Below are 20,354 nucleotides of genomic sequence, written 5' to 3'. Positions count from 1 at the left end.
GTGAGGGGTTTTCTAGATCTTATAAGCTTCCAGCACCAACGTAGTGGTTGCTCCAGTAGCTGCTGTTTAGGCTGGCTTTTTCAACACCGCGTGAGCCGGAGTGAACGAACTCACCGTTGCCAATGTAAATTCCAGCATGCGAGATGTATGTGCTCGAGTTATATGTTCCTGTGAAGAAAACAACATCACCAACATTTGGATTAGATGTTTTTGCAGAACTATCGTACATACCTTGAGCAGTTCTAGGAATAGATTGTCCTTGAGAATTGTATACGTAGTTGATGAAACCACTGCAATCAAATCCACTTGGAGAAGTACCGCCCCATGCATATGGTGCACCAATTTGATTAAGTGCTGACTGGACAAGGCCACTAGAATTTGCTGATGAGTTTGTTACTTGTGTTCCAGCAACTTTAGATTGTGATTCTTCTGTCACGGTATTCGAAGCACTTGCTGAAGATGAAGAACTTGAATCTGATGACGACGCATTTGACGTATTTGCAGATGCGGTAGAGTTAGAAGAAGGCGTTGAAGCTGTCGAACCACTTGTAGCGTTTAGTGCTTTTTGAGTTTGTGGACCAGCAACACCATCGACTTGTAAGCCGTTATTGGATTGGAACTGACGAACAGCACGCTCAGTTTGCGGGCCAAAGTTGCCATCAGTAGAAATACCTAGTTTTTGTTGAATGTTACGAACGGTTTCATTATTATCACCATAGCGAACAACAGTAACAGCTGTTTGCGGTGCAGATGTTTGTGATTGTGATTGAACTGTAGATGATTTCTTTTCAGCTGCTTTTACCTTGTCCATATCGACACTGGCATCAGCCGTTTGGCTTGTTGCAATAGTTGCGGTAGTAGCAAGTCCTAATACGATAGATGTACGCACGATTAATTTTTTCATACTAGCTTTAAACATTATGTTATTCCCCCATATAAAAATATTAAACATGAATTAGGTTCACGTTTTCCCTAGTTCCCAATTTAACGCACGAATATGACACGATGATTGACATCATATTACGGTTTTATTACAAAATGGTTATGTTTTCCTTTGTTTTTTGTAATGTTTTGGCATAAAAACGGATAAAATGAGTGTTTTAACTGGTTATATCCGTTGATCTTTTGCATTTTAACAAGAATTGTGTGTTTTATGCATTTATTTGGTCTAAGCGTGTTTGAATCCTATTCATAAGCTAGTAAAGAAACGAAAAAATGAAATGGATGGAGGGGGTTTTATGAAAACACTCAAATCGTATGCCAATTCCAACATTCATCTATCGACGCCACTTAAAACAAAAAAACTTCGTCGCCTTTAAACAGAGGTATCAAAAACAAGGGAGCATTTTGTTTAATACACTTCGTCCAGATAAATGGCTCGTTCATCAACAATTTATGAAAGTTGCTTCGTTAAACCGTTATTTAGCGAAAACGGAACAATGGACTCATGAAAGCCAATTAGAAAAGTGGCTAAAAAACCAATCAAAATTCGTATAAAAGCCCATTTTGAACTCGCAGGGGAGAGGCATTGTTATTGTTTAAAGCATTAAATCAAAAGGACTTCCTCTTATTTTTCTTAAGGAGATCCACTCCTTTGATTGTAGGCAAGCCTTATTGAAAGAAGAAATTACCAACTTATCGAAAGGAGGAAATGCCTTATCGTTGAAACAAACGGTCTTCAAAGATGAGAAAGACATTCGTGCTCAAATAAATAGGGCTTGCAAACGCATGACACAAGCACTGGAGGCGATCTGTCCAGAAGATTGCTTTATAGAACTTGGGATTGATTTAGCACTTGATGAAAAGCAGAATAAGCTCTTTTTAATTGAAGTTAATTTTAGGCCAGGGTATAAAGGATTAAAAATAATCGATCAACAAGCCTATTATCGTGTATGCTGGGCTCCATTTAGCTATAGTGCTTACCAACAAGGTTTTAAATAAACGTAAAAAATCCCCTGATAGCAGAGCTATCAGGGGATTTTTATTAAACGGTAACAGGTTGTTTTATAACGAGTTCGTCCTGTTCTGTCTCAACAATAATGTGACTAACTGAATCGAAATCAATCAATAAATCGGTAATATCGTCTTCAATCGTGTCTTGAATGACGCGTCTTAACGGACGGGCACCGAAAGCAGGGTGATAGCCTTTTTTAGCTAAGAGTACTTTTGCTTCTTTACTAACCTCCAAGCTAATGCCTTGAGTCGCTAAGCGAGAGCGAAGGTCATCAAGCATGACATCAACAATTTGAACAAGATTTGCTTCATCTAACTGATTAAATTCAATTAAGGCATCGAAGCGGTTTAGGAACTCAGGTTTAAAATAATCTTTTAAACTTTCAAGGATGCCAAGTGTCTTTTGCTGTTCAGGTTGAAAGCCAAGAGCAGGCTTTGCTGTGCCCACACCGGCATTTGAGGTCATAATAACCATCGTATCTTTAAACGATACCGTTCGACCATGACTATCGGTTAAGTGACCATCCTCCATAATTTGCAAGAAGATATGCTGAACATCCGGATGGGCTTTTTCAATCTCATCTAGCAAAATGATGCTATACGGATTGCGACGTACTCGTTCGGTTAATTGGCCACCTTCTTCATGTCCAACATAACCAGGGGGAGACCCAATCAATTTGGAAACAGCATGCTTTTCCATGAATTCACTCATATCAAAGCGAATCATGCTTTCCTTTTTACCGTATACTTCTTGTGCAAGTTGTTTAGTTAACTCCGTTTTACCAACGCCGGTTGGCCCTACAAATAAGAAGCTGATCGGACGGTTACCCGCCTTTAAGCCAGCGCGACTACGTTTTACAGCTTTAGCTGTTTTTGAAACGGCATCATCCTGACCAATCACTTTAGCAGCTAATCGAGTGCTTAAATCTTTCATTTTTTTCTGCTCAGCTTTTTGTAGCTTTTGTACAGGGATACCAGTCTGGCGTTCAATTAGTGCTTGAATATCTTCAATGCGAACAGTAATTGGTTCAAGTTCAGATGCTGCAGCATTCAGCTGCTCTTTAATTTGAACTTCTTCATCACGCAAAGAGGCTGCTTGTTCATAATCTTCTTTTTTAGTTGCCGTTTGTTTTTGTGCTTGAATTGTAGCAAGTCGTTGTTCAAGCGTTGCTTTGTCTGTTGTGTCTGTCGTTAATGAGAGAAGAGACCCTACTTCATCGAGCAAATCAATCGCTTTGTCCGGTAAAAAACGATCTTGAATGTAGCGATCGGAAAGCTTAACGCTTGCTTCAATCACTTCATCTGAATAACGTACGCCGTGATACGTTTCATAAACGTTTTTAAGTCCTTGTAAGATCTGAACGGCTTGATCGACCGTTGGCTCTTTGACAGAAACAGGCTGAAAGCGACGTTCAAGTGCAGCGTCTTTCTCAATCTTACGGTATTCAGACAGTGTAGTTGCACCTATTAACTGCATATTTCCGCGGGCAAGGGCAGGTTTTAATAAATTGCTTGCATCCATATTGCCCTCGCCAGATGCACCAGCACCGACCATCATATGAAGTTCATCAATGAAAAGAATCAAGTCATCACGTTCGCTGACTTCATCAATTAACTGCTGCATTCTCTCCTCAAACTGACCACGATAACTAGTGCCAGCGACAAGTGAAGCGAAATCGAGTGAGAAGATCTGCTTGTTCATTAATTTACTAGGAACTTTGCCCTCAACGATACGTAAAGCAAGGCCTTCAGCTATTGCTGTTTTACCGACCCCGGCTTCACCGATTAATACAGGATTGTTTTTCGTACGTCTGCTTAACACTTGGATCACACGTTCAACTTCTTCATCGCGACCAATAACGGGATCAATCGCTCCTCGACGTGCGTCATCGGATAAATTACGACCAAACTGTTTGATAAAATCTGGTTGATCGTCTTGCTCTTGTTCTCTTGTGTTTGTTGTTTGCTGTTGGTTTTGTTCCCCCATGAAGGATTGAAACATAGACTGCATTTGATTGGTGGAACCATTTTCTTCTTTTATATCGTGAAAGCAGGAATCACATAAAGCGATTTGTTTTTTATGCTGATTTAAAACAATATTTAACGAAACAACGGCTTCACGATTTTGACAATGTTGACATTTCATAAGTGAATTCCTCCTTGAGAATAATTTGTTTGATATTGACTTTGACTATATTTGACCAAATGCTTTAAAAGCAACAGCTATCTAAGTAGGATAGCTGTTATTTATACTGATATTATAATTGACCATTCCTGACTAAGCAAGTTATCTGCTTATTAAAATCATGTTAGTTGGTCAGGAAAATCAGATTATCACTTCATTGTTTTCTTGTCAAGCTGCTTAAAAATAATCAGAGAACCAAGGGTGGTTGTCTGGAATGATGGCTTCTAAATAAGCAATCGTTTCATCCGATGCTTCAATACGACCAATCGCTTTTAAGTCCTTTGCACGTTTGTAATTTAGCAGTAGCGTTACGAGCGTCTGAATATCTGTTTGTACATCGATTGCTTGACCAGGTTGATCTTCTGTAATGGTTTGTTCCCCGGAAAAAGATAATGTAAACGTACCGGTATTCCACTCTAAAATCGGATCACTTACAGATAATGTTAGTGGTTTACTTGCTTGTGAAGTGAAAGGGTAATGACGTAAGAACTCTTTTAAATCAACGATGCGAGCCATGTAGTAAGGAGATATGCGTTCTTCAATTTCCCCGTCTTCTAGAAAGAAGGACAGTGGTTCATTCCTAAAGATTTTACCTTTCACGTGGTAAACCATTGAAAAATGAGCGCCAATAAAGTTCCAAATGCCTCGGCGCGCCTCCTCATTTGTATAAATCATTTCTTTCACATAAAACGTTTCATTTTCCACTTTGTAGTACATGTAACCTAAAGGGTTTTCATCTTGATCGTAATAGACACATGCTGTTAATTCATCCCGCTCCCATTTAAAATGCTCATCCCAAGCAATATCATTTCGAATCATGGCTACATTCTCTTTTTTGGAAAAGTCATTGTAGGTTTTCTTAATATCCCGATGATGAAAGGATACGCGCTCGATCCGTCCAGGAACAGCCGATGGTTTTGGAATTTGTGTGTCTCGGACAGAATAAGAAATGACATCAGAGACTATTTCCCAGCCTTTTTTGCGATAATAAGGAATAGAGTAGGGGAATAAATAAGAGATCGTTTGTCCCCGCTCTTTCATTGTCGTTAAGCTTTGCTTCATTAAATCATTCATTAATCCAAGTCCGGCGTATTCTGGATAAGTTCCGACTCCCGTAACCCCACCCATTTTATAGGCGCGACCGTGGATATTAACGGAGAATGGATAAACGACCATTTGTGAAATTAATTTATTGTTTGAGAACCATCCTAAAACAGAACATTCTTCAAAAATTGGTTTTTTCCATAAAGCCATTTGTGACTTGCCAATTTGCGATACATCTTGATTTGTTACTTGAAATACATACTTAAGTAAGTCGATTGAATCATCGGCGTGTTCATTTGTGACTTGCTGTAATGTAAGTTGATCTTTTCGGTTTTGACTCATAAAAATCCCTGCTTCCACTCATAAAATTCACTGACTGATTATCAGTCATTTTAATCAATCAGTGAAGCAGAGTCAAATCGTTTGAATTGAACTTCGGTAGAAGCACCGCTACAATAATAGCATTCGACAAAATTAAAAGGATGATATGTATGAATCAAGATATAAAACTATCGGCTTTAAATTTAGCTCCTGTGCGTGAAGGGAAATCAATTGGCGAAGCGTTAAGACAATCAATTGCCAGTGCGCAAGCGCTCGAAACATACGGTTACCATCGTTTTTGGGTTGCGGAACACCACAATATGCCTGGCATTGCCAGTTCCGCCACAGCTGTTTTAATTGGTCAAATCGCACAAGCAACTTCAAAAATACGTGTTGGATCTGGTGGCATTATGTTGCCTAACCACGCACCACTTGTAATCGCTGAACAATTCGGGACACTTGCAGCTCTTTTTCCGAACCGAATTGATTTAGGTCTGGGTCGTGCGCCAGGGACAGATCAGCTAACGGCGCAAGCATTGCGACGCCACGGTCAAACCGCGAATGAATTTCCAGAGCTAGTTGAAGAGTTACGGCAGTACTTCCAGCCAGAAAGTGCGACAAAACGTGTTCGCGCATTTCCGGGTGAAGGGGAAGTTGTCCCTGTTTGGTTACTTGGTTCTAGTGGCTTTAGCGCTCAACTGGCAGGGGAGTTAGGCTTACCGTTTGCATTTGCTGGTCATTTTTCTCCTAAAAATATTGTTCCCGCATTAAATGTTTATCGGGATACCTTTAAACCTTCTGACGTGTTATCAGAACCATACAGTATGGTTGCGGTCAATGGTATTGCAGCGGCATCTCAAGAGGAAGCTGAGGTTCTAGCATCTTCACTTTACCAGCAGTTTCTTTCAATGATACGCAATCGACCAGGCAAGTTACAGCCGGCCCTCACTAACATGGATCAAGAATGGACAGCATACGAGAAACAAATGGTGATGGAACAGCTTGGGGGATCTTTTATTGGAGAAGGCGCTGCTGTTGCTGAGGAATTAAAACAATTTGCTAATCAAACAAAAGTGAATGAAGTGATGATTCAATCGACAATTTACGACGAAGAGAAACAAATCGATTCATTTAAACGGATTGCTGAAGCTTGGTGAACTGAAGGAAGTATAAGCTGTCTCAAAAGCGGAAGGTTTAAATAAAAACCTTCCGCTTTTTTTGGATGGGTTTTGTTTCGCACTAGCTTTTTTCGTTGAAACAGGATGTTAGTGGAAGTTTTTCTGACTTAGCTTAACAAAGACTGCTGAGGCTCAACCGTTCCTCCATGTCATGCTTTCGCCTGGATTGGAATTCAACGCTTTCAAACTTCGCTTTTTCTTATTTATTTCCCAACTAAATCTGACACTTTTTTAAAGCTTGCCATCATATACTTTAAAAACGGTCTTTAGGGGGGTTAGTCACTTATGATACTGATCTATCAACTATTTGTTTGGCTAATCGTAGTAGGTCTCGTTTTTTATGTATTTGCTTCATGGAAATGGGAGGAGGCAACAAAGAGACGTCTTCCTCTTATTCGTAAATGCTGGTACGCTGCGTTTGTCATTGGTGCTGCACTAAGTTGGACACTTCATCCTGAAAGCCTCTTTGAGAATTGGCAGCACTATTTAATTGTCGCTTGTTTATTTGCTGTAATTGATGCATTTGTTTTCTTAAGTGCGTATGTAAAACGGTTTGGATCAAATGTCTTTACAATCGATACAGGACAGTTAATCGAAGCGAACGATGAAGTCTTGCAAAATCAACAAAAAAGACTGTTGGCTTTTTTTCGATTATTAAAAAGTGACTCCATTAACGTCTATTACGGGGGGCATCGTGCATATATTACCGGTGTGAGGGAAATTCTAATGAGATTTGCAGAGAAAACGGAAGTGGAGGCTAGTGTGTTTCCCTATGTAACGAAAGGTGATAAGGATCATTTGTTGATTCATTTCAAAGATCGCTCTGCTGTCAGTGCAACACTCGAGCGTCAAGATGTGTATTACGGTGAAAAAGATAAACTGATCTTTATTCCTGTTATCTTGCAAGGGGAGCATCATATCATTAAGCTCTCGTCAGAAGAACGGTTAACGGAATTTGATGCGCTGTTGTTTGCGACACTCGTGGCAATTTATGATTTATTATCTTCAGGTGGAGAAGATGGTGAAGACCAGCATAGTCAGGCGCACCATTTAAATTGAACAAGAATAAGGTAAGGTATCATAACTTGGTTGAGTGGGTGAAAGAATGAAAAAAACATCCAAGAAATCCACTGATAGTGTGCTACCAGCATTTGCAACGTCTCCTTTTACAACCAATTTACAAAAGAAAAACAAAGAAGCGATTCAGCTATTTAAAAATTGGAAAAAGGATACGAAAAAAGGAAGACGCTAAAAGAGGATGGATTAACCGCGATTTGCGTACTTTAAGAGGGTATTGTTTGCTTAATTCGACTAAATTCGATACGGTAATAGGAACATCTTATGAAAGTAGGTTCGATCGGATGAAGCTCAGTATCCTCGATCAAGTACCGCGCTCGAGTGAAACAACAAATGAAATTGCTTTAAAAGAAACTGCCGATCTCGCTTTAGCTGCAGAAAGCTTAGGCTATAGTCGTTATTGGATCGCGGAACACCATGATCTCCAAGGGCTTTTATCACCAACACCTGAAATTTTACTAGCGTATATTGGCGCAAAGACAAACTCAATTCGTTTAGGTGCTGGAGCCATTCTTTTGCCACATTATGCTCCCTATAAAGTAGCTGAAAGTTTTAATATGCTTAGTAACTTATTTCCTGGAAGAGTGGACTTGGGGTTAGGTCGTTCACCTGGTGGATCAGCCGAAGCGTCGGAAGCATTGTCAGGAAATTTTATAGAACGAATTGCCTCAATGGATGATCGAATCGAGGAGTTAATGCATTTTATTCGCCGAGATTTCCCAAGTGATCATCGCTATCATTCACTTAAAGCAGCACCTGTTCCTTTTGAAGCACCAGCAGTTTATATGCTAGGAACATCAAAGAAAAGTGCTGATTTAGCAGCAAAACATCGATTAAATTATGTATACGGTCATTTTATGAATACTGAAGATGATCATCATGTTATCGGCCATTACAGGAGTCAAAGGAAGCAGGGACAAGCTTTTGCCTGTGTATCGGTTCTTTGCGCTGATACAACTGAAAAAGCGCGAGAATTGTATCGGTCTGTTCTTGTATGGCAGGCATTTAATCAAACGCAGGAACCGCTCTTGGCAATTCCAACGGTAGCAGAGACCGCGTATTTAGTGAAGCAATTAAGTGAAGCGACGCAAGATACGATGGAACAGCAATTAAATGAGGCAATTGTTGGCGACAAAGCATACGTCAAGAAGCGCCTTGATGACATCGCTGAATCACTCCAGCTGGATGAATTAATGGTGTTAACCCATGCACCAGAGCTACGAGATCGACTGCATTCTTATCGCTTGCTAACAGAAATTTATCCGCAACTTGTATCCTTATAACGCTTTGGCTAACTAGCTAAGCGTTTTTTTATGTTTATATTAATTTCACTTACCGTATTATCAAGTAAAAACTAGGCACAAACACAATACAATAGCATAAGCTACAAGATCAAATGAAAAAGCGAGGAGCTAGAATCAATGAATCGTTATCGTCATGTCCATGAGCTAATTGGTCAAACGCCAATGATTGAATTGACTTCGTTTGCTTTACCAAATCATGTTCGTCTATTTGCCAAACTTGAATTCATGAACCCTGGTGGAAGTATAAAAGATCGCCTAGGCCTTCGCTTGATGCAAGAAGCAATCGATAAGGGGAAAATCACCAAAAAAGGTACATTAATCGAACCAACAGCGGGAAATACAGGGATTGCACTCGCTCTTGCCGCAATTGGGACTGATGTTAACGTTATTTGTGTTGTTCCTGCCTCGTTTAGTATTGAAAAGCAGCAAATCATGCGTGCGTTAGGTGCAACCGTAATTCATACACCTACAGAACTTGGTATTAAAGGCGCAATTGCCCATGCTCTGGCGCTTGAACTAGAAATGAAAGATGCGTATTGCCCACAGCAGTTTCATAATCCAGTTAACCCAATTACGTATTACGAATCATTAGGACCAGAGATTGTGAGGCAGGTTGATCAGCCCATCACGACTTTCATAGCTGGAGGTGGAACAGGTGGCACCTTTACGGGGACTGCACGATACTTAAAGGAATTAAATATAAACATTCGTACCGTCATTGTAGAACCAGAAGGATCGATCTTAAATGGTGGGACGGTTGGACCACATCGAACAGAAGGAATCGGAATGGAATTTATCCCAACATTCGTCAATCAAGAATGGTTCGATGGTGTATATACAATTTCTGATCGAACGGCTTTTAGGCGAACAAGAGAACTCGCTAAAAAAGCGGGCTTGCTTGTTGGAAGCTCCTCTGGCGCTGCCTTAGATGCCGCATTACAGGAGGCTAGTAAAGCACCACCCAATTCGATTCTTGTAACGGTTTTTCCAGACGGGGGAGAACGGTACTTAAGCAAAGGGATCTATGAGGAGGAAATCGATTGAGACAAAAAACGAAGTTGATTCATGGGGGCAGAGGGTTTGATTCAACGACTGGTGCAGTGACACAGCCAATTCAATTAGCTAGCACTTTTAAGCAAGATGGCATTGGCAACTTTATCTATGAATATGCACGAACAGGAAATCCGACTAGAAGTGCGCTGGAAGAACTCCTTGCAGATATTGAATATGGCACGGACGGTTTTGCATTTTCTTCAGGAATGGCTGCGATTACAGCGGTTATGAAACTTTTCGTGCAAGGAGATCACATAGTTGTAACAGATGATGTTTATGGAGGAACTTACCGACTATTCTCGAACGTTCTGCATAAAGAAGGTATTCACGTCTCGTTTGTTGATACGACTGACTTACTTGCACTCGAAGCCGCGATTCTTCCTGAAACGAAAGCCATTTTCCTAGAAACGCCGACAAATCCTCTCTTAAAAGTAACGAATCTATTTAAAGTAACAGAGTTAGCTAAACATCATCAGCTGCTAACTATTGTCGATAATACGTTCTCTACACCGTATTGGCAGAATCCTTTACGTCTCGGGGCAGACATTGTTCTTCATAGCGCAACGAAATATCTAGGTGGACATAGCGATGTGGTCGCTGGAGCTGTCATCGTAAAAGATTCCTCGCTTGCATCGCAACTAGGTTATATACAAAATGCAACGGGAGCAGTACTAGGTCCAAGTGATAGCTGGTTACTGATGCGGGGGATAAAAACGTTAGGGATCCGCATGGAAGAAATTGAAACAAGTTCAAGGCAGCTTGTTAAATTTTTGCAAAGTCATCCGAGTGTGACCAAGGTCTATTACCCAGGCCTAGTGAAGCATTCAGGCCATGCCATACATGCTTTGCAAGCAAGAGGATACGGAGGAATAATTTCATTTACCGTATTATCTGAAGAAATTGCTTTAAACACAACAAACAATACCCATTATTTTACCCTTGCTGAAAGTTTAGGGGCTGTTGAAAGTCTCATTTCAATTCCCGCTAAAATGACACATGCTTCAATTCCAAAAGACAGACGAGAACAATTGGGGATCACGGATTCGCTCATTCGAATTTCTGTCGGATTAGAAGATGTTGAAGATTTAGCGGAAGACTTGGAAATTGCCTTAACTCATAAATAATCAAACTAGAGATTACGAAATCGTAGTCTCTTTTTGTCGTCTACTAAGTAAAACAATGCTACACTAGGTGAGAATGACCGATTAAAGGAGTATAGTTAGATGATTAAATGTATCTCATGGAACGTAAACGGAATTCGAGCATGCGTGAAAAAAGGTTTCTTAGATTTCTTTCACAGTGTTGATGCTGATTTCTTTTGTTTACAAGAAACAAAACTACAAGAAGGTCAAATTGAACTAGAATTGCCAGGTTATTATCAATTCTGGAACTACGCTGAGCGTAAAGGCTACTCAGGTACGGCTATTTTTACTAAACATAAACCGCTTTCCGTTGTTCACGGTATTGGTGAGGAAATGGAAGATCTTGAAGGGCGTGTCATTACGCTTGAATACGATCATTATTATGTTGTCACAATGTACACACCCAATTCAAAACGTGATTTAACTCGTCTTCCCTATCGAATTCTATGGGAAAAACAGGCACGAGCCTATCTATCTCGTTTAAATCAAGATAAACCGGTCATATTCTGTGGTGATTTAAATGTTGCCCATACGGAAAAGGATGTCAAAAACGATCGGGCCAATATTGGCAACGCTGGGTTTACTGATGAAGAGCGGCACCATTTTGAAGAGTTGCTTCAAGCTGGCTTTATTGATACGTATCGCTATTTTTACTCTGAAGAAGATGAGGCGTTCACATGGTGGTCTTATATGCCTGGTGTACGTGATCGTAACATTGGCTGGCGTATTGATTATTTCTTAGTCGGAAATCAGCTTGCAGAAGATTTGCTTGATGCAAAAATCCATGCAAATACGTATGGGAGTGATCATTGTCCCGTTGAACTTCAGCTTCAACTAAAATAAGACTAGCTTGATTTAGCTAGTCTTATTTTTTAGATTGAGCAACTGCATAAGCCAGTTCTTCATTACCAAAATACTGCAGCACCTGACAAACCGTATTCGTATCAATAGGTTCAGCCTCATCTTTTGAAACAGTGAGGTCCAACGCTCGCTGAAGCTCCGGATTATTGACTTGATCTGGATAAACGCTCTGGTAGAACGAAAATGGGTCAATTTCATTGTTTACACACCATTGTGCAAAAATTAAAATCATCATCGCTTCTTCTTGCTGGTACGTATCAATAATTTTCTTTTCTAGTTCATTTTGATCGTTCAAGGGGGATCACTCCTTTTCCTTATTACATTGTTTATCCTATCATACTGCTAAGGAGTTGAATAGAAATGGAACGCAAAGCTGTCGGTGCAGTGATTCTAGTTGATTCAGACAAGCTAATTGTTGTAGAAAAACAAACAATTGAAACCGTGAATGGGAAAGTTTATCGCGCACCAGAAATTGATTTTGTTAAAGGTGGTATTCAAGCAAATGAACGGTTGGAGGAAGCGCTATTTAGAGAGCTATACGAGGAAACAGGTAGTGATGCTTATGAACCCGTGGCAGCAATTGAACAGCCATTAACCTTTACATTCCCTACTAAAGTAGCAAACCAGATCGGTTTTCTCACGCAAAAAACCTATTTTTACATTGTTGCTTTTCAAGGACGCTTAGATGAATTAACAGCAAATGACGAGGAAATTAAAGCCATCCATGTTATAAAGCGAGAAGACATCATGAGCCAATTAACGCATTCAGAAACGAAAGATTATTATGAAACCTACCTAGTTAATCACGTAAGGAGTTGAGCAGAATGTTTGTTAAAATGTATCAATACCATATTTCACTAGATAAAGTAGACGAGTATCTTTACATTCAGCAACAAGCAAAGCGGCTTTACAATAAGTACATACGCTATCAGTCGACTCACTTAAACAGCAATAAAGATCGCACAAAATGGATTGAGCTCTCCATCTACGAATCTGAAGAAGTGTATCAAAGCAGCATAACGTTCATCAACCAAGAAAAAGAGATCCAGTCGTTGTATCGCCAATTTGAATCAATCGTAATTGATCGATCAGAGATAAAGGAAGAGGATTTCACTAAGTATCAACTGTAACTACCAGTTTTAAAATGTAAAAATTTTTTAAAAAGTTGCTTTTGAGGCAACTTTTTTTGTTGCCAAGAATAGGATTTTGAAATATACTACATTACAACAGTAATGTACTATGTTACGAACGGAGGATTTGGATGATTGAAGTTAAAAAAGCATCGTATCGAAAGCGGAAAAAAACGAGAATGGAGGACATCTCATTTACAATTAATGAACCGTCAATAACTGGTTTAGTCGGTGCAAATGGCGCAGGAAAAACAACGTTGCTAAACGTCATCGCAGGTCATTTAAAACCAACAGCTGGAGAGAGCTTGTGGGAAGGCGAGTCTGTTTTCCAATCACTAGCTGCTTCTTCTGCCACTTACTTTAGTCACGAAGATCTTTTCTTTCCATATGACCATTGCATTCGTGATATTTTTACGGACTTGGCGTCCTTTTATCCAAACTTCAACCGAGACATTGCTTATTCGTATTGCGAGTACTTTTCATTATCCGTAGATGCAAAATACTATCGTTTATCAACGGGTCAGGCGAGCGTGGCACGAGCGATTTTCGCATTTGCTGTCCGAACACCCTTACTGCTGCTTGATGAACCAACAACCGGTATGGATGAAAAAACGCGAGTGATGTTTCATAAATGCCTATTAAAAGAATTTGTTGAACACCCCCGTTTTGTTCTAATGTCAACTCACTACATTGAGGAAACAGAGAATTTACTTGATTCGATTTTATTAATAAACAAAGGTAAGCGCGTATTTCACCACTCTTTAGAAGAAATAAACAAGCTCGGACTGAAGGTATCTGGCAAAACCGATGATGTTCTTTCCTTTGTAGAACCGTACAACACAATTGCAACGGAAACATCCGCCGACTTTCTCTACACAACAAGCTATATTGAACATTCCTTGTCTGAAAATGCGTTGTGGAAAATCGAAGCAAAAGGGTTAAAAATCCAACCAATGAGCGTTAAAGAAGTGTGTAATCTATATAGCATGAAGAAGAAGGGACGGGTAGAGGATGTCTTCGAAACAAGCAACAACGAGTGATTGGCAAAATACAAAACAACTTTTTCGTTACCGTGTTCGGACACAGCTTCATTTAGTTTATTATTTGCTGTTTTTTCAGCTAATTGGCTTAGCGATTATGTTTTTTGGGGCAGACAACTCGTTTAATATTAATGGAGGATTGGTTGAATCCTATGCATCTACGAACGTAACTTTCTCCTTATCATTGCTAGCGATTGGTTTAGTCTCCTTTTTGCTTTCGCTTCAATCACAGCGGAGACACTTTTTTGCCTACGTTCGCACAACAAGAACAGAGCATTATTCAGCTTTCTTATACTTATTGGCGCTTTGCTTTATTGCAACGACTACGTCGATCGCGACCCCTTACCTCACAAGCATATTTTTTTATACGAGTTATTCTGCCGTTATTCATTCAGACTTACCATCAAATTTCACATCGGTTAGCGGTTTTTTACTTAGTTTTGGTGTTGCTTTAACCTATTTTATTTTAATTAGTGCGTTGGGCTATTTTATCAGTAGTTTAATTCAGATAAGTCGTTTTTTTATTAGCCTGCTTATCTTTCCGTTTATTTTGTTTCCTACTTTGTTCAGTAATATCCTTATATTCTTTATGATTGAAAATCATCCAGTTATATTTTTTATAAAAACGATCGGTATCTCCATTCTTCTTTTACTTGGAGCAATGGCTCTACTGAATAAGGAAGAGGTGGCGTCATGAATGGTTGGTTCGTTTTTTTCATTTTCGGATCTTTATTTATAGTAAGCCTCATTCTTTATAAACAACGAGGAAACCGATCACTTTTATTCGGATACGGAGGAGCAGTCATCTATGTAAGTGTGCTTTTACTTTCGATTCCTTTGTTTTACTTTCTACCAAAAGAGACGATTGAGGTAGAATCGACCAGTTCTTATAAGCTAGAACAAGCTTATCACCAGTTCCAAACAGATTTAGTTGAGCAAGACCGGGTGACCGACTCCACTTTTCTTGTTAATAAGCAAAGCTTTACGCTAGAAGGAAGCGATTTGCAAATTACAGACGTTCAAACGAACGACTATTTTGGTGCCCAGTTCGTGATTACTAAAGACCATTCCATCAATCAGATTGAAGTTAGCGAGTATCAGTATGTCTCATTTGATGGCACTGCTCAATTAAAAAGTGAATATTTACCTGCTCTTTCGGTTAAATACAAGCAAGGTGAGTTAACAATCTCGCAGTCAACCGACCTAATTCAGCTTGTGCAAATTGGCGAAAATCTTTATTCATCTCAATTCAATTCCGATCAACGTTCAGAAGATTTTTTTATCAGCGTCAGTTCGTCGGGGATGGGCTATGGACAAAGCTTCATTGACATTCGTGTGCCGGCACATATAGATATCAAGGTCGCGGGTACGGAGCTTTTTATCATAAAGGAGGCGCAGTAACGTGCTGTTATCCGGTGATACAAATAAACCGATCTATGTCCAAATAGCGGATTGGCTTGAAGGTGAAATCGTAACTGGTAGCTTTCAAGTAGATGACAAAATTTATTCACAGTATCAGCTTGCGGAAATGTTTACGGTGAATCCTGCAACAGCTGCTAAAGGCTTAACGCTATTGCTTGAAGACGACATTTTGTATAAAAAGAGAGGGCTTGGGATGTTTGTAGCGGATCATGCGGCAATTCGAATTCAAACAAAGCGAAGAGAGGGTTCCTTAATGCGTTTAATTGAGCAGCTGTTAACAGAGGCAAATCAGCTAGGAGTGAGTAAAAAAGAACTGATGGAGCTCATTGAGACAATGATGCAGGAAAGGGAGGAGGGACCAAAGTGAATGCACTCATAAAAGTGGAGCAAATAAAGAAGGAGTTTGGAAAAAAGCGCGTCATTCATAAGACTAACCTAACATTAAACCAACCTGCAATTGTTGGTCTTGTTGGCGCAAATGGCGCTGGCAAAACAACCTTACTAAAATTAATTGCTGGTCAATTAAAGCCATCAGGTGGGCAGATTGAGATTAATGGTCATGCACCTTTCCAATCACTTGCCGCCGCAGAACAGCTTATTTTCATTAATCATGCAACACCGATCGGCCAAACGACTACGGTAAAAGACCTATTTCTTCAAGCAAATCGTTCCTACGAAGGCTGGGATCAGGAGCTTGCTGAACGACTACTTGATTATTTTGATATTTCCTACCCCTCTGCTGTTTCACAACTGTCAAAAGGAAAACAAAGTCTGGTTCGCAGCTTACTTGGCATCTGTTCACACTGTCCGATTACCTTACTTGACGAACCAACAAACGGGATGGACGGTCCAACAAGAGAAGGATTTCATCGTGCCTTATTAAAAAGTAATCTACAAAAACCGCGCTTATTTCTCGTTTCAAGTCATCATTTAAACGAAATAGACGCAATTCTTGACCACATCCTTTATATGAATAACGGTCAACTGCTTTTATCTTTATCAAAAGAAAGAGCGGAGCAGTACGCAACTGGTATTTCTGGATCAAAAGAGGCCGTCTTCGCTTACATTGCAAATAAAACGGTTTTGTATACGGAAGTTTTTGATGAACGTCTTGCTTATTCAGTTGTATTGACTGAGGACATTGAGAAAAGCAACGTTTTACCCCACTCATTAACTCAATCAAAAGTCGCAATAACCGATCTCTTTCGCTATTTAAGTGATTCAGTAGCAAAAGGAGGTTCATGATGTTCCTCAAGCATGTTCTGTCACAGACTATTTTTAAAGGCAGCGTTTATCGCCAGATCTTTATGACTGCTTTCATCCTTCAACTAATTGGCTTTGCTTTTACGTTTCTGACTACTTCAATGGAGTATCAAGATCTTTATTATATTAAGTATTATTCATCCGATACCATGTTTACGTTCACATTTCTTTCCATTTTTTATTTCGCTATTTTAATCAATTTAGCAAAACAACGAGAACAGTCGCTCTTCTTTGTGACGAATGGATTTGTAGAAGTGTGCAGTGCATATATCTGGGTGATGATTTACAGCACGCTGTCTGCCTTGCTGTTTGCACTTGCTCCATTTGCCCAGAGAACCATCATGTCCGTTACCGCAACGGTTTATGAAAATGAGTATACGCTTACGTTTGCTGGACAGTGGTTGGAGTTCCGAACAACGCTGTTCTACTATTTACTTCTTGCCACAGTCGTGATGACCAGCACGTTATTTGTACAGTGGAAACCTGCGTTTTTAGTTGGAATTGTTGCATTGTTTTGCTTGTTCTTTTATGGCCTTTTTACACTAGATACGTACGACCAAGCTCAAACACATTTTATTGAAGAGACATTTACATTTTTTTTCGATCTGTTTTTAACTGAATCAAACCCGTGGTTGTTCAGTCTAAAACTAGGCGGGCTTTGTTTCGCTTTATTTGCGTTAGGATTCATTCCGGCAGCAAAAAAGGAGGTGCAGCGCTAATGTTTTTTGCGACACTTTTTCTGCCGCTTTTCATCATCGCTCTTTTTGCTGTTGTTTTTTTGCTCGCTAAAAACCTAACCCGGTGGAACATTCATACGTATGTGTATATTGTTGTGTTGCTACTGTTTTTACTAAGCCCCATCCTCTATTATTTAATGCCAGGCAAGGAGATGGAGACGAACTTTTTCCCAGTGGAATATGAAGAGCTAACAGAAGACTTTTTTAATCTTGCAGAATTAGAAATTGATAGCGATCCATCTTCCTATTTGCGAAAGGAAGAGACAATCGAATTAGGTGATCCATCACCGCTTTTAATTGAGACGTACAATTTTTCTTTATCCTTGCTGTATATTGAGCGAGTTGCGGACTTAGACAACGAGATGCGTGTTTATCAGTACGACGCAGAAGACCGCAGTGAGCCTTTCTATGTTTCTTATTACACAGATGAATGGGAAGAAACGAACCATGTTTTACACATTGGACATGACGACCATGATCCAACCGAAGTGAATTTGTTTAAACCTTCATTTATTACATCCACCTTTAGAGGAGATTCTTTAAATGAAGAAATAATGGAAGAAGCAGTAAAGATCGATGTTTCAGAAGACGGTTTTTTCTACGAGCGGCCGTCCAAAGCGTATAAACAAGGGATTCATATTCAAATTCCAGCTGATTTAGAAATTCAAGTTCCAACACTAAATCCGATTACTTCTGAATAGAATGATCTACGCACATGCTAGAAACTACGCTATAATAGATTGAGAAGAAACTAGATTCTTTTTTGAAAGAGAGTGACTTGTCATGGGACGTAAATGGAATAACATTAAAGAAAAGAAAGCGTCAAAAGATGCTAATACAAGCCGTATTTATGCAAAGTTTGGTCGAGAAATTTATGTAGCTGCGAAACAAGGAGAACCTGATCCTGAGGCCAATCAAGCGCTTAAAGTCGTGCTGGAACGTGCTAAGACCTATAATGTGCCTAAAGCGATTATTGATCGGGCGATTGAAAAAGCAAAGGGTGGAGCAGAAGAGAATTATGATGAGCTGCGCTATGAAGGGTTTGGTCCAAACGGTTCGATGATAATTGTCGATGCCTTAACAAATAACGTCAATCGGACTGCATCTGATGTTCGCGCTGCTTTTGGCAAAAACGGTGGCAATATGGGCGTCAGTGGGTCGGTTGCGTATATGTTCGATGCTACGACAGTTATCGGCTTTGAAGGAAAAAACGCTGAAGATACACTTGATCTTTTGCTTGAAGCGGATGTAGACGTAAAAGACATTTTAGAAGAAGAAGACGTCACGATTATCTATGCTGAACCGGATCAGTTTCACCGTGTTCAAGAAGCGGTTCGCGGAGCAGGGATCGAGGAATTTACGATTGCAGAAACGTTAATGTTGCCACAAACTGAGATTGCACTGGATGAAGAGGCACAAACTCAATTTGAAAAAATGGTCGATGCCCTTGAAGATTTGGAAGATGTGCAACAAGTTTACCATAACGTTGACTTAAACTAGAAAGAGCGATGCTCTTTCTAGTTTTTTGTTAAAGCACTTTCATTGTGCTTAATTGAAGGACTTGCTATCATTTAAGCAGATACAGATTTTCAAAGGAGGACAACTTAGATGAAGGTTTACGTAATACATGAAAATCAAGAATGGACAGCACCTTTATTTGCGCGTTTAGATGAATTACATATACCCTATGAGGACTGGCATTTAGAGAATGGACAATTTAATTTAAGCAGTGTTCCTCCAGAAGGCGTCTTTTACAATCGGATGAGCGCGTCGTCACATACACGTAACCACCGCTTCGCACCAGAGCTAGCAAGTGCCGTCCTCGCGTGGTTGGAACGTTACAACCGTGTTGTTGTTAATGATTCAAGAGCCCTGCGCTTAGAATTAAATAAAGCGGTCCAAGCGATGCAGTTAGAGACATTTAATATTAAAACGCCAAAAACGATTGTGACGGTAGGTAAAGAACAGTTAATTGAAGCGAGTCAGTCATTTGCTGGTTCCCCTTTTATTACGAAACATAATCGGGCAGGAAAAGGACTTGGCGTTCAACTGTTTCAAAATCCCGAAGCATTAAAAGCCTACGCTGAAGGAACCGAATTTGAAGAACCAATTGACGGAATCACGCTGCTGCAACAATACATCGAAGCGCCAGAACCATTTATTACCCGCTGTGAATTTGTTGGCGGAAAATTCATTTATGCCGTTCGCGTAAATACATCAGAAGGATTTGAACTATGCCCAGCCGATGCCTGCTCAATAGAGGACATGTATTGCCCTGTTGGTGAAGAGCCAAGCGCCAAATTCACCATTGATCCAACGTTCAACGATCCTGTACTTGTGAACTATGAAGCATTGCTCGCAGCAAACGGCATTCAGATTGCTGGAATTGAATGCATCCGCGCCAAAGACGGCCAATTGTATACGTACGATATTAATACAAATACAAATTATAATTCCGAAGCAGAAGAAAAAGCGAACCAATTTGGAATGCTTGAAATCGCCACATACTTAGGTTCCTTGCTACAAAAAGCTAAAGCGTAAGAGCATTCTAAAATGTACCCTATAAAGTAGACACGAAAAAAAGTCTACCTATAGGGTACTTTTTTGTATAATGACAAGTAGACAATATAGTAGAAATTGGGGA

The 20,354-nt window shown here is 39.8% G+C and carries 24 protein-coding genes; 20 read left to right on the top strand and 4 right to left on the bottom strand.

The annotated features are described in order from the left end of the window. Positions 1–19 precede the first annotated feature (19 nt). Positions 20–919 (bottom strand): C40 family peptidase, encoded by a 900-nt coding sequence (locus JOC54_RS20925; protein WP_204468920.1) that lies wholly within the window; start codon positions 917–919, stop codon positions 20–22. 428 nt (positions 920–1,347) lie between these two features. On the opposite strand from JOC54_RS20925, the gene JOC54_RS20920 reads away from it, so the two are divergent. Beyond that, on the top strand, positions 1,348–1,497 hold the full coding sequence (locus tag JOC54_RS20920; RefSeq protein ID WP_204468918.1) for a hypothetical protein: 150 nt from the start codon (positions 1,348–1,350) through the stop codon (positions 1,495–1,497). 48 nt (positions 1,498–1,545) lie between these two features. Next, positions 1,546–1,941 carry a YheC/YheD family protein gene (locus JOC54_RS20915; RefSeq protein ID WP_367617849.1) on the top strand — a complete coding sequence of 132 codons (396 nt, stop codon included), beginning with the start codon at positions 1,546–1,548 and terminating at the stop codon, positions 1,939–1,941. A gap of 43 nt (positions 1,942–1,984) precedes the next feature. Here JOC54_RS20915 and JOC54_RS20910 read toward each other — a convergent pair whose 3' ends face one another. Together JOC54_RS20910 and JOC54_RS20905 are read right to left on the bottom strand one after the other, a co-directional pair. Then, positions 1,985–4,099, bottom strand: coding sequence for an ATP-dependent Clp protease ATP-binding subunit (locus JOC54_RS20910; protein WP_204468914.1), 2,115 nt, complete (start codon positions 4,097–4,099; stop codon positions 1,985–1,987). A 216-nt stretch (positions 4,100–4,315) separates the two neighbouring features. Then, a complete protein-coding gene (locus tag JOC54_RS20905; protein WP_204468912.1) occupies positions 4,316–5,524 on the bottom strand; it encodes a GNAT family N-acetyltransferase in 1,209 nt (402 codons plus the stop codon). A 149-nt stretch (positions 5,525–5,673) separates the two neighbouring features. On the opposite strand from JOC54_RS20905, the gene JOC54_RS20900 reads away from it, so the two are divergent. The 7 genes from JOC54_RS20900 to JOC54_RS20870 all read left to right on the top strand — a co-directional run bounded on the left by JOC54_RS20900 (position 5,674) and on the right by JOC54_RS20870 (position 12,100). Continuing rightward, on the top strand, positions 5,674–6,660 hold the full coding sequence (locus tag JOC54_RS20900) for an LLM class flavin-dependent oxidoreductase (protein WP_204468910.1): 987 nt from the start codon (positions 5,674–5,676) through the stop codon (positions 6,658–6,660). A 306-nt stretch (positions 6,661–6,966) separates the two neighbouring features. Then, the gene (locus tag JOC54_RS20895) at positions 6,967–7,740 is read left to right on the top strand and encodes a type II toxin-antitoxin system SpoIISA family toxin (protein ID WP_204468908.1); all 774 of its coding nucleotides are present in this window, start codon (positions 6,967–6,969) and stop codon (positions 7,738–7,740) included. A gap of 46 nt (positions 7,741–7,786) precedes the next feature. After that, complete coding sequence (locus JOC54_RS20890; protein WP_157684408.1) at positions 7,787–7,933, top strand: hypothetical protein; 147 nt, start codon at positions 7,787–7,789, stop codon at positions 7,931–7,933. 109 nt (positions 7,934–8,042) lie between these two features. Then, a complete protein-coding gene (locus JOC54_RS20885) occupies positions 8,043–9,041 on the top strand; it encodes an LLM class flavin-dependent oxidoreductase (RefSeq protein WP_204468906.1) in 999 nt (332 codons plus the stop codon). Positions 9,042–9,179: 138 nt separating this feature from the next. Beyond that, a complete protein-coding gene (locus tag JOC54_RS20880) occupies positions 9,180–10,106 on the top strand; it encodes a PLP-dependent cysteine synthase family protein (RefSeq protein WP_204468904.1) in 927 nt (308 codons plus the stop codon). Then, positions 10,103–11,239 (top strand): bifunctional cystathionine gamma-lyase/homocysteine desulfhydrase, encoded by a 1,137-nt coding sequence (locus tag JOC54_RS20875; protein ID WP_204468902.1) that lies wholly within the window; start codon positions 10,103–10,105, stop codon positions 11,237–11,239. Before JOC54_RS20880 ends, JOC54_RS20875 begins: the two co-directional genes overlap by 4 nt. A 102-nt stretch (positions 11,240–11,341) precedes the next feature. Beyond that, positions 11,342–12,100: an exodeoxyribonuclease III gene (locus tag JOC54_RS20870; RefSeq protein WP_204468984.1), complete on the top strand. Its 759-nt coding sequence runs from the start codon at positions 11,342–11,344 to the stop codon at positions 12,098–12,100. Positions 12,101–12,122: 22 nt separating this feature from the next. On the opposite strand, the gene yxiS is transcribed toward JOC54_RS20870, so the two are convergent. Further along, positions 12,123–12,413: a protein YxiS gene (gene yxiS, locus JOC54_RS20865; protein ID WP_035420699.1), complete on the bottom strand. Its 291-nt coding sequence runs from the start codon at positions 12,411–12,413 to the stop codon at positions 12,123–12,125. Positions 12,414–12,478: 65 nt separating this feature from the next. Between yxiS and JOC54_RS20860 the strand changes: the two genes are divergently transcribed. The 11 genes from JOC54_RS20860 (at position 12,479) to JOC54_RS20810 (ending at position 20,251) form a co-directional block, all read left to right on the top strand. Beyond that, the gene (locus JOC54_RS20860; RefSeq protein WP_204468900.1) at positions 12,479–12,937 is read left to right on the top strand and encodes an NUDIX hydrolase; all 459 of its coding nucleotides are present in this window, start codon (positions 12,479–12,481) and stop codon (positions 12,935–12,937) included. A gap of 5 nt (positions 12,938–12,942) precedes the next feature. After that, complete coding sequence (locus JOC54_RS20855) at positions 12,943–13,248, top strand: hypothetical protein (protein WP_204468897.1); 306 nt, start codon at positions 12,943–12,945, stop codon at positions 13,246–13,248. A 131-nt stretch (positions 13,249–13,379) separates the two neighbouring features. Then, positions 13,380–14,288, top strand: a complete 909-nt coding sequence (locus JOC54_RS20850) for an ATP-binding cassette domain-containing protein (RefSeq protein ID WP_204468895.1) — start codon at positions 13,380–13,382, stop codon at positions 14,286–14,288. Continuing rightward, a complete protein-coding gene (locus tag JOC54_RS20845; protein ID WP_204468893.1) occupies positions 14,260–14,985 on the top strand; it encodes a hypothetical protein in 726 nt (241 codons plus the stop codon). Before JOC54_RS20850 ends, JOC54_RS20845 begins: the two co-directional genes overlap by 29 nt. Continuing rightward, entirely contained in the window at positions 14,982–15,689 is a 708-nt protein-coding gene (locus JOC54_RS20840; protein WP_204468891.1) for a hypothetical protein, read from the top strand. Before JOC54_RS20845 ends, JOC54_RS20840 begins: the two co-directional genes overlap by 4 nt. Before the next feature lies 1 nt (position 15,690). Beyond that, complete coding sequence (locus tag JOC54_RS20835) at positions 15,691–16,077, top strand: GntR family transcriptional regulator (RefSeq protein ID WP_035420694.1); 387 nt, start codon at positions 15,691–15,693, stop codon at positions 16,075–16,077. Beyond that, positions 16,074–16,955 (top strand): ATP-binding cassette domain-containing protein, encoded by an 882-nt coding sequence (locus JOC54_RS20830; RefSeq protein ID WP_204468889.1) that lies wholly within the window; start codon positions 16,074–16,076, stop codon positions 16,953–16,955. The genes JOC54_RS20835 and JOC54_RS20830 overlap by 4 nt, the downstream gene beginning before the upstream one ends. After that, a complete protein-coding gene (locus tag JOC54_RS20825) occupies positions 16,955–17,692 on the top strand; it encodes a hypothetical protein (RefSeq protein WP_204468886.1) in 738 nt (245 codons plus the stop codon). The genes JOC54_RS20830 and JOC54_RS20825 overlap by 1 nt, the downstream gene beginning before the upstream one ends. After that, complete coding sequence (locus tag JOC54_RS20820) at positions 17,692–18,411, top strand: hypothetical protein (protein ID WP_204468884.1); 720 nt, start codon at positions 17,692–17,694, stop codon at positions 18,409–18,411. Before JOC54_RS20825 ends, JOC54_RS20820 begins: the two co-directional genes overlap by 1 nt. An 82-nt stretch (positions 18,412–18,493) precedes the next feature. Then, on the top strand, positions 18,494–19,210 hold the full coding sequence (locus JOC54_RS20815) for a YebC/PmpR family DNA-binding transcriptional regulator (protein WP_204468881.1): 717 nt from the start codon (positions 18,494–18,496) through the stop codon (positions 19,208–19,210). 108 nt (positions 19,211–19,318) lie between these two features. Next, entirely contained in the window at positions 19,319–20,251 is a 933-nt protein-coding gene (locus JOC54_RS20810; protein ID WP_204468879.1) for an ATP-grasp domain-containing protein, read from the top strand. Positions 20,252–20,354: the final 103 nt, after the last annotated feature.

Origin of the sequence: Shouchella xiaoxiensis (genome assembly GCF_016907895.1) — a bacterium.
GTDB lineage: Bacteria > Bacillota > Bacilli > Bacillales > Bacillaceae_D > Shouchella > Shouchella xiaoxiensis.
The sequence above is the reverse complement of the archived record's forward strand: the minus strand, read 5'-3'. Positions and strand labels throughout refer to the sequence as shown.

Coding starts and splice junctions, on each gene's coding strand:
- JOC54_RS20925 (WP_204468920.1), bottom strand. CDS start 919: ATGTTTAAAGCTAGTATGAAAAAATTAATCGTGCGTACATCTATCGTA.
- JOC54_RS20910 (WP_204468914.1), bottom strand. CDS start 4,099: ATGAAATGTCAACATTGTCAAAATCGTGAAGCCGTTGTTTCGTTAAAT.
- JOC54_RS20905 (WP_204468912.1), bottom strand. CDS start 5,524: ATGAGTCAAAACCGAAAAGATCAACTTACATTACAGCAAGTCACAAAT.
- JOC54_RS20900 (WP_204468910.1), top strand. CDS start 5,674: ATGAATCAAGATATAAAACTATCGGCTTTAAATTTAGCTCCTGTGCGT.
- JOC54_RS20895 (WP_204468908.1), top strand. CDS start 6,967: ATGATACTGATCTATCAACTATTTGTTTGGCTAATCGTAGTAGGTCTC.
- JOC54_RS20890 (WP_157684408.1), top strand. CDS start 7,787: ATGAAAAAAACATCCAAGAAATCCACTGATAGTGTGCTACCAGCATTT.
- JOC54_RS20885 (WP_204468906.1), top strand. CDS start 8,043: ATGAAGCTCAGTATCCTCGATCAAGTACCGCGCTCGAGTGAAACAACA.
- JOC54_RS20880 (WP_204468904.1), top strand. CDS start 9,180: ATGAATCGTTATCGTCATGTCCATGAGCTAATTGGTCAAACGCCAATG.
- JOC54_RS20860 (WP_204468900.1), top strand. CDS start 12,479: ATGGAACGCAAAGCTGTCGGTGCAGTGATTCTAGTTGATTCAGACAAG.
- JOC54_RS20855 (WP_204468897.1), top strand. CDS start 12,943: ATGTTTGTTAAAATGTATCAATACCATATTTCACTAGATAAAGTAGAC.
- JOC54_RS20850 (WP_204468895.1), top strand. CDS start 13,380: ATGATTGAAGTTAAAAAAGCATCGTATCGAAAGCGGAAAAAAACGAGA.
- JOC54_RS20845 (WP_204468893.1), top strand. CDS start 14,260: ATGTCTTCGAAACAAGCAACAACGAGTGATTGGCAAAATACAAAACAA.
- JOC54_RS20840 (WP_204468891.1), top strand. CDS start 14,982: ATGAATGGTTGGTTCGTTTTTTTCATTTTCGGATCTTTATTTATAGTA.
- JOC54_RS20825 (WP_204468886.1), top strand. CDS start 16,955: ATGTTCCTCAAGCATGTTCTGTCACAGACTATTTTTAAAGGCAGCGTT.
- JOC54_RS20820 (WP_204468884.1), top strand. CDS start 17,692: ATGTTTTTTGCGACACTTTTTCTGCCGCTTTTCATCATCGCTCTTTTT.
- JOC54_RS20815 (WP_204468881.1), top strand. CDS start 18,494: ATGGGACGTAAATGGAATAACATTAAAGAAAAGAAAGCGTCAAAAGAT.
- JOC54_RS20810 (WP_204468879.1), top strand. CDS start 19,319: ATGAAGGTTTACGTAATACATGAAAATCAAGAATGGACAGCACCTTTA.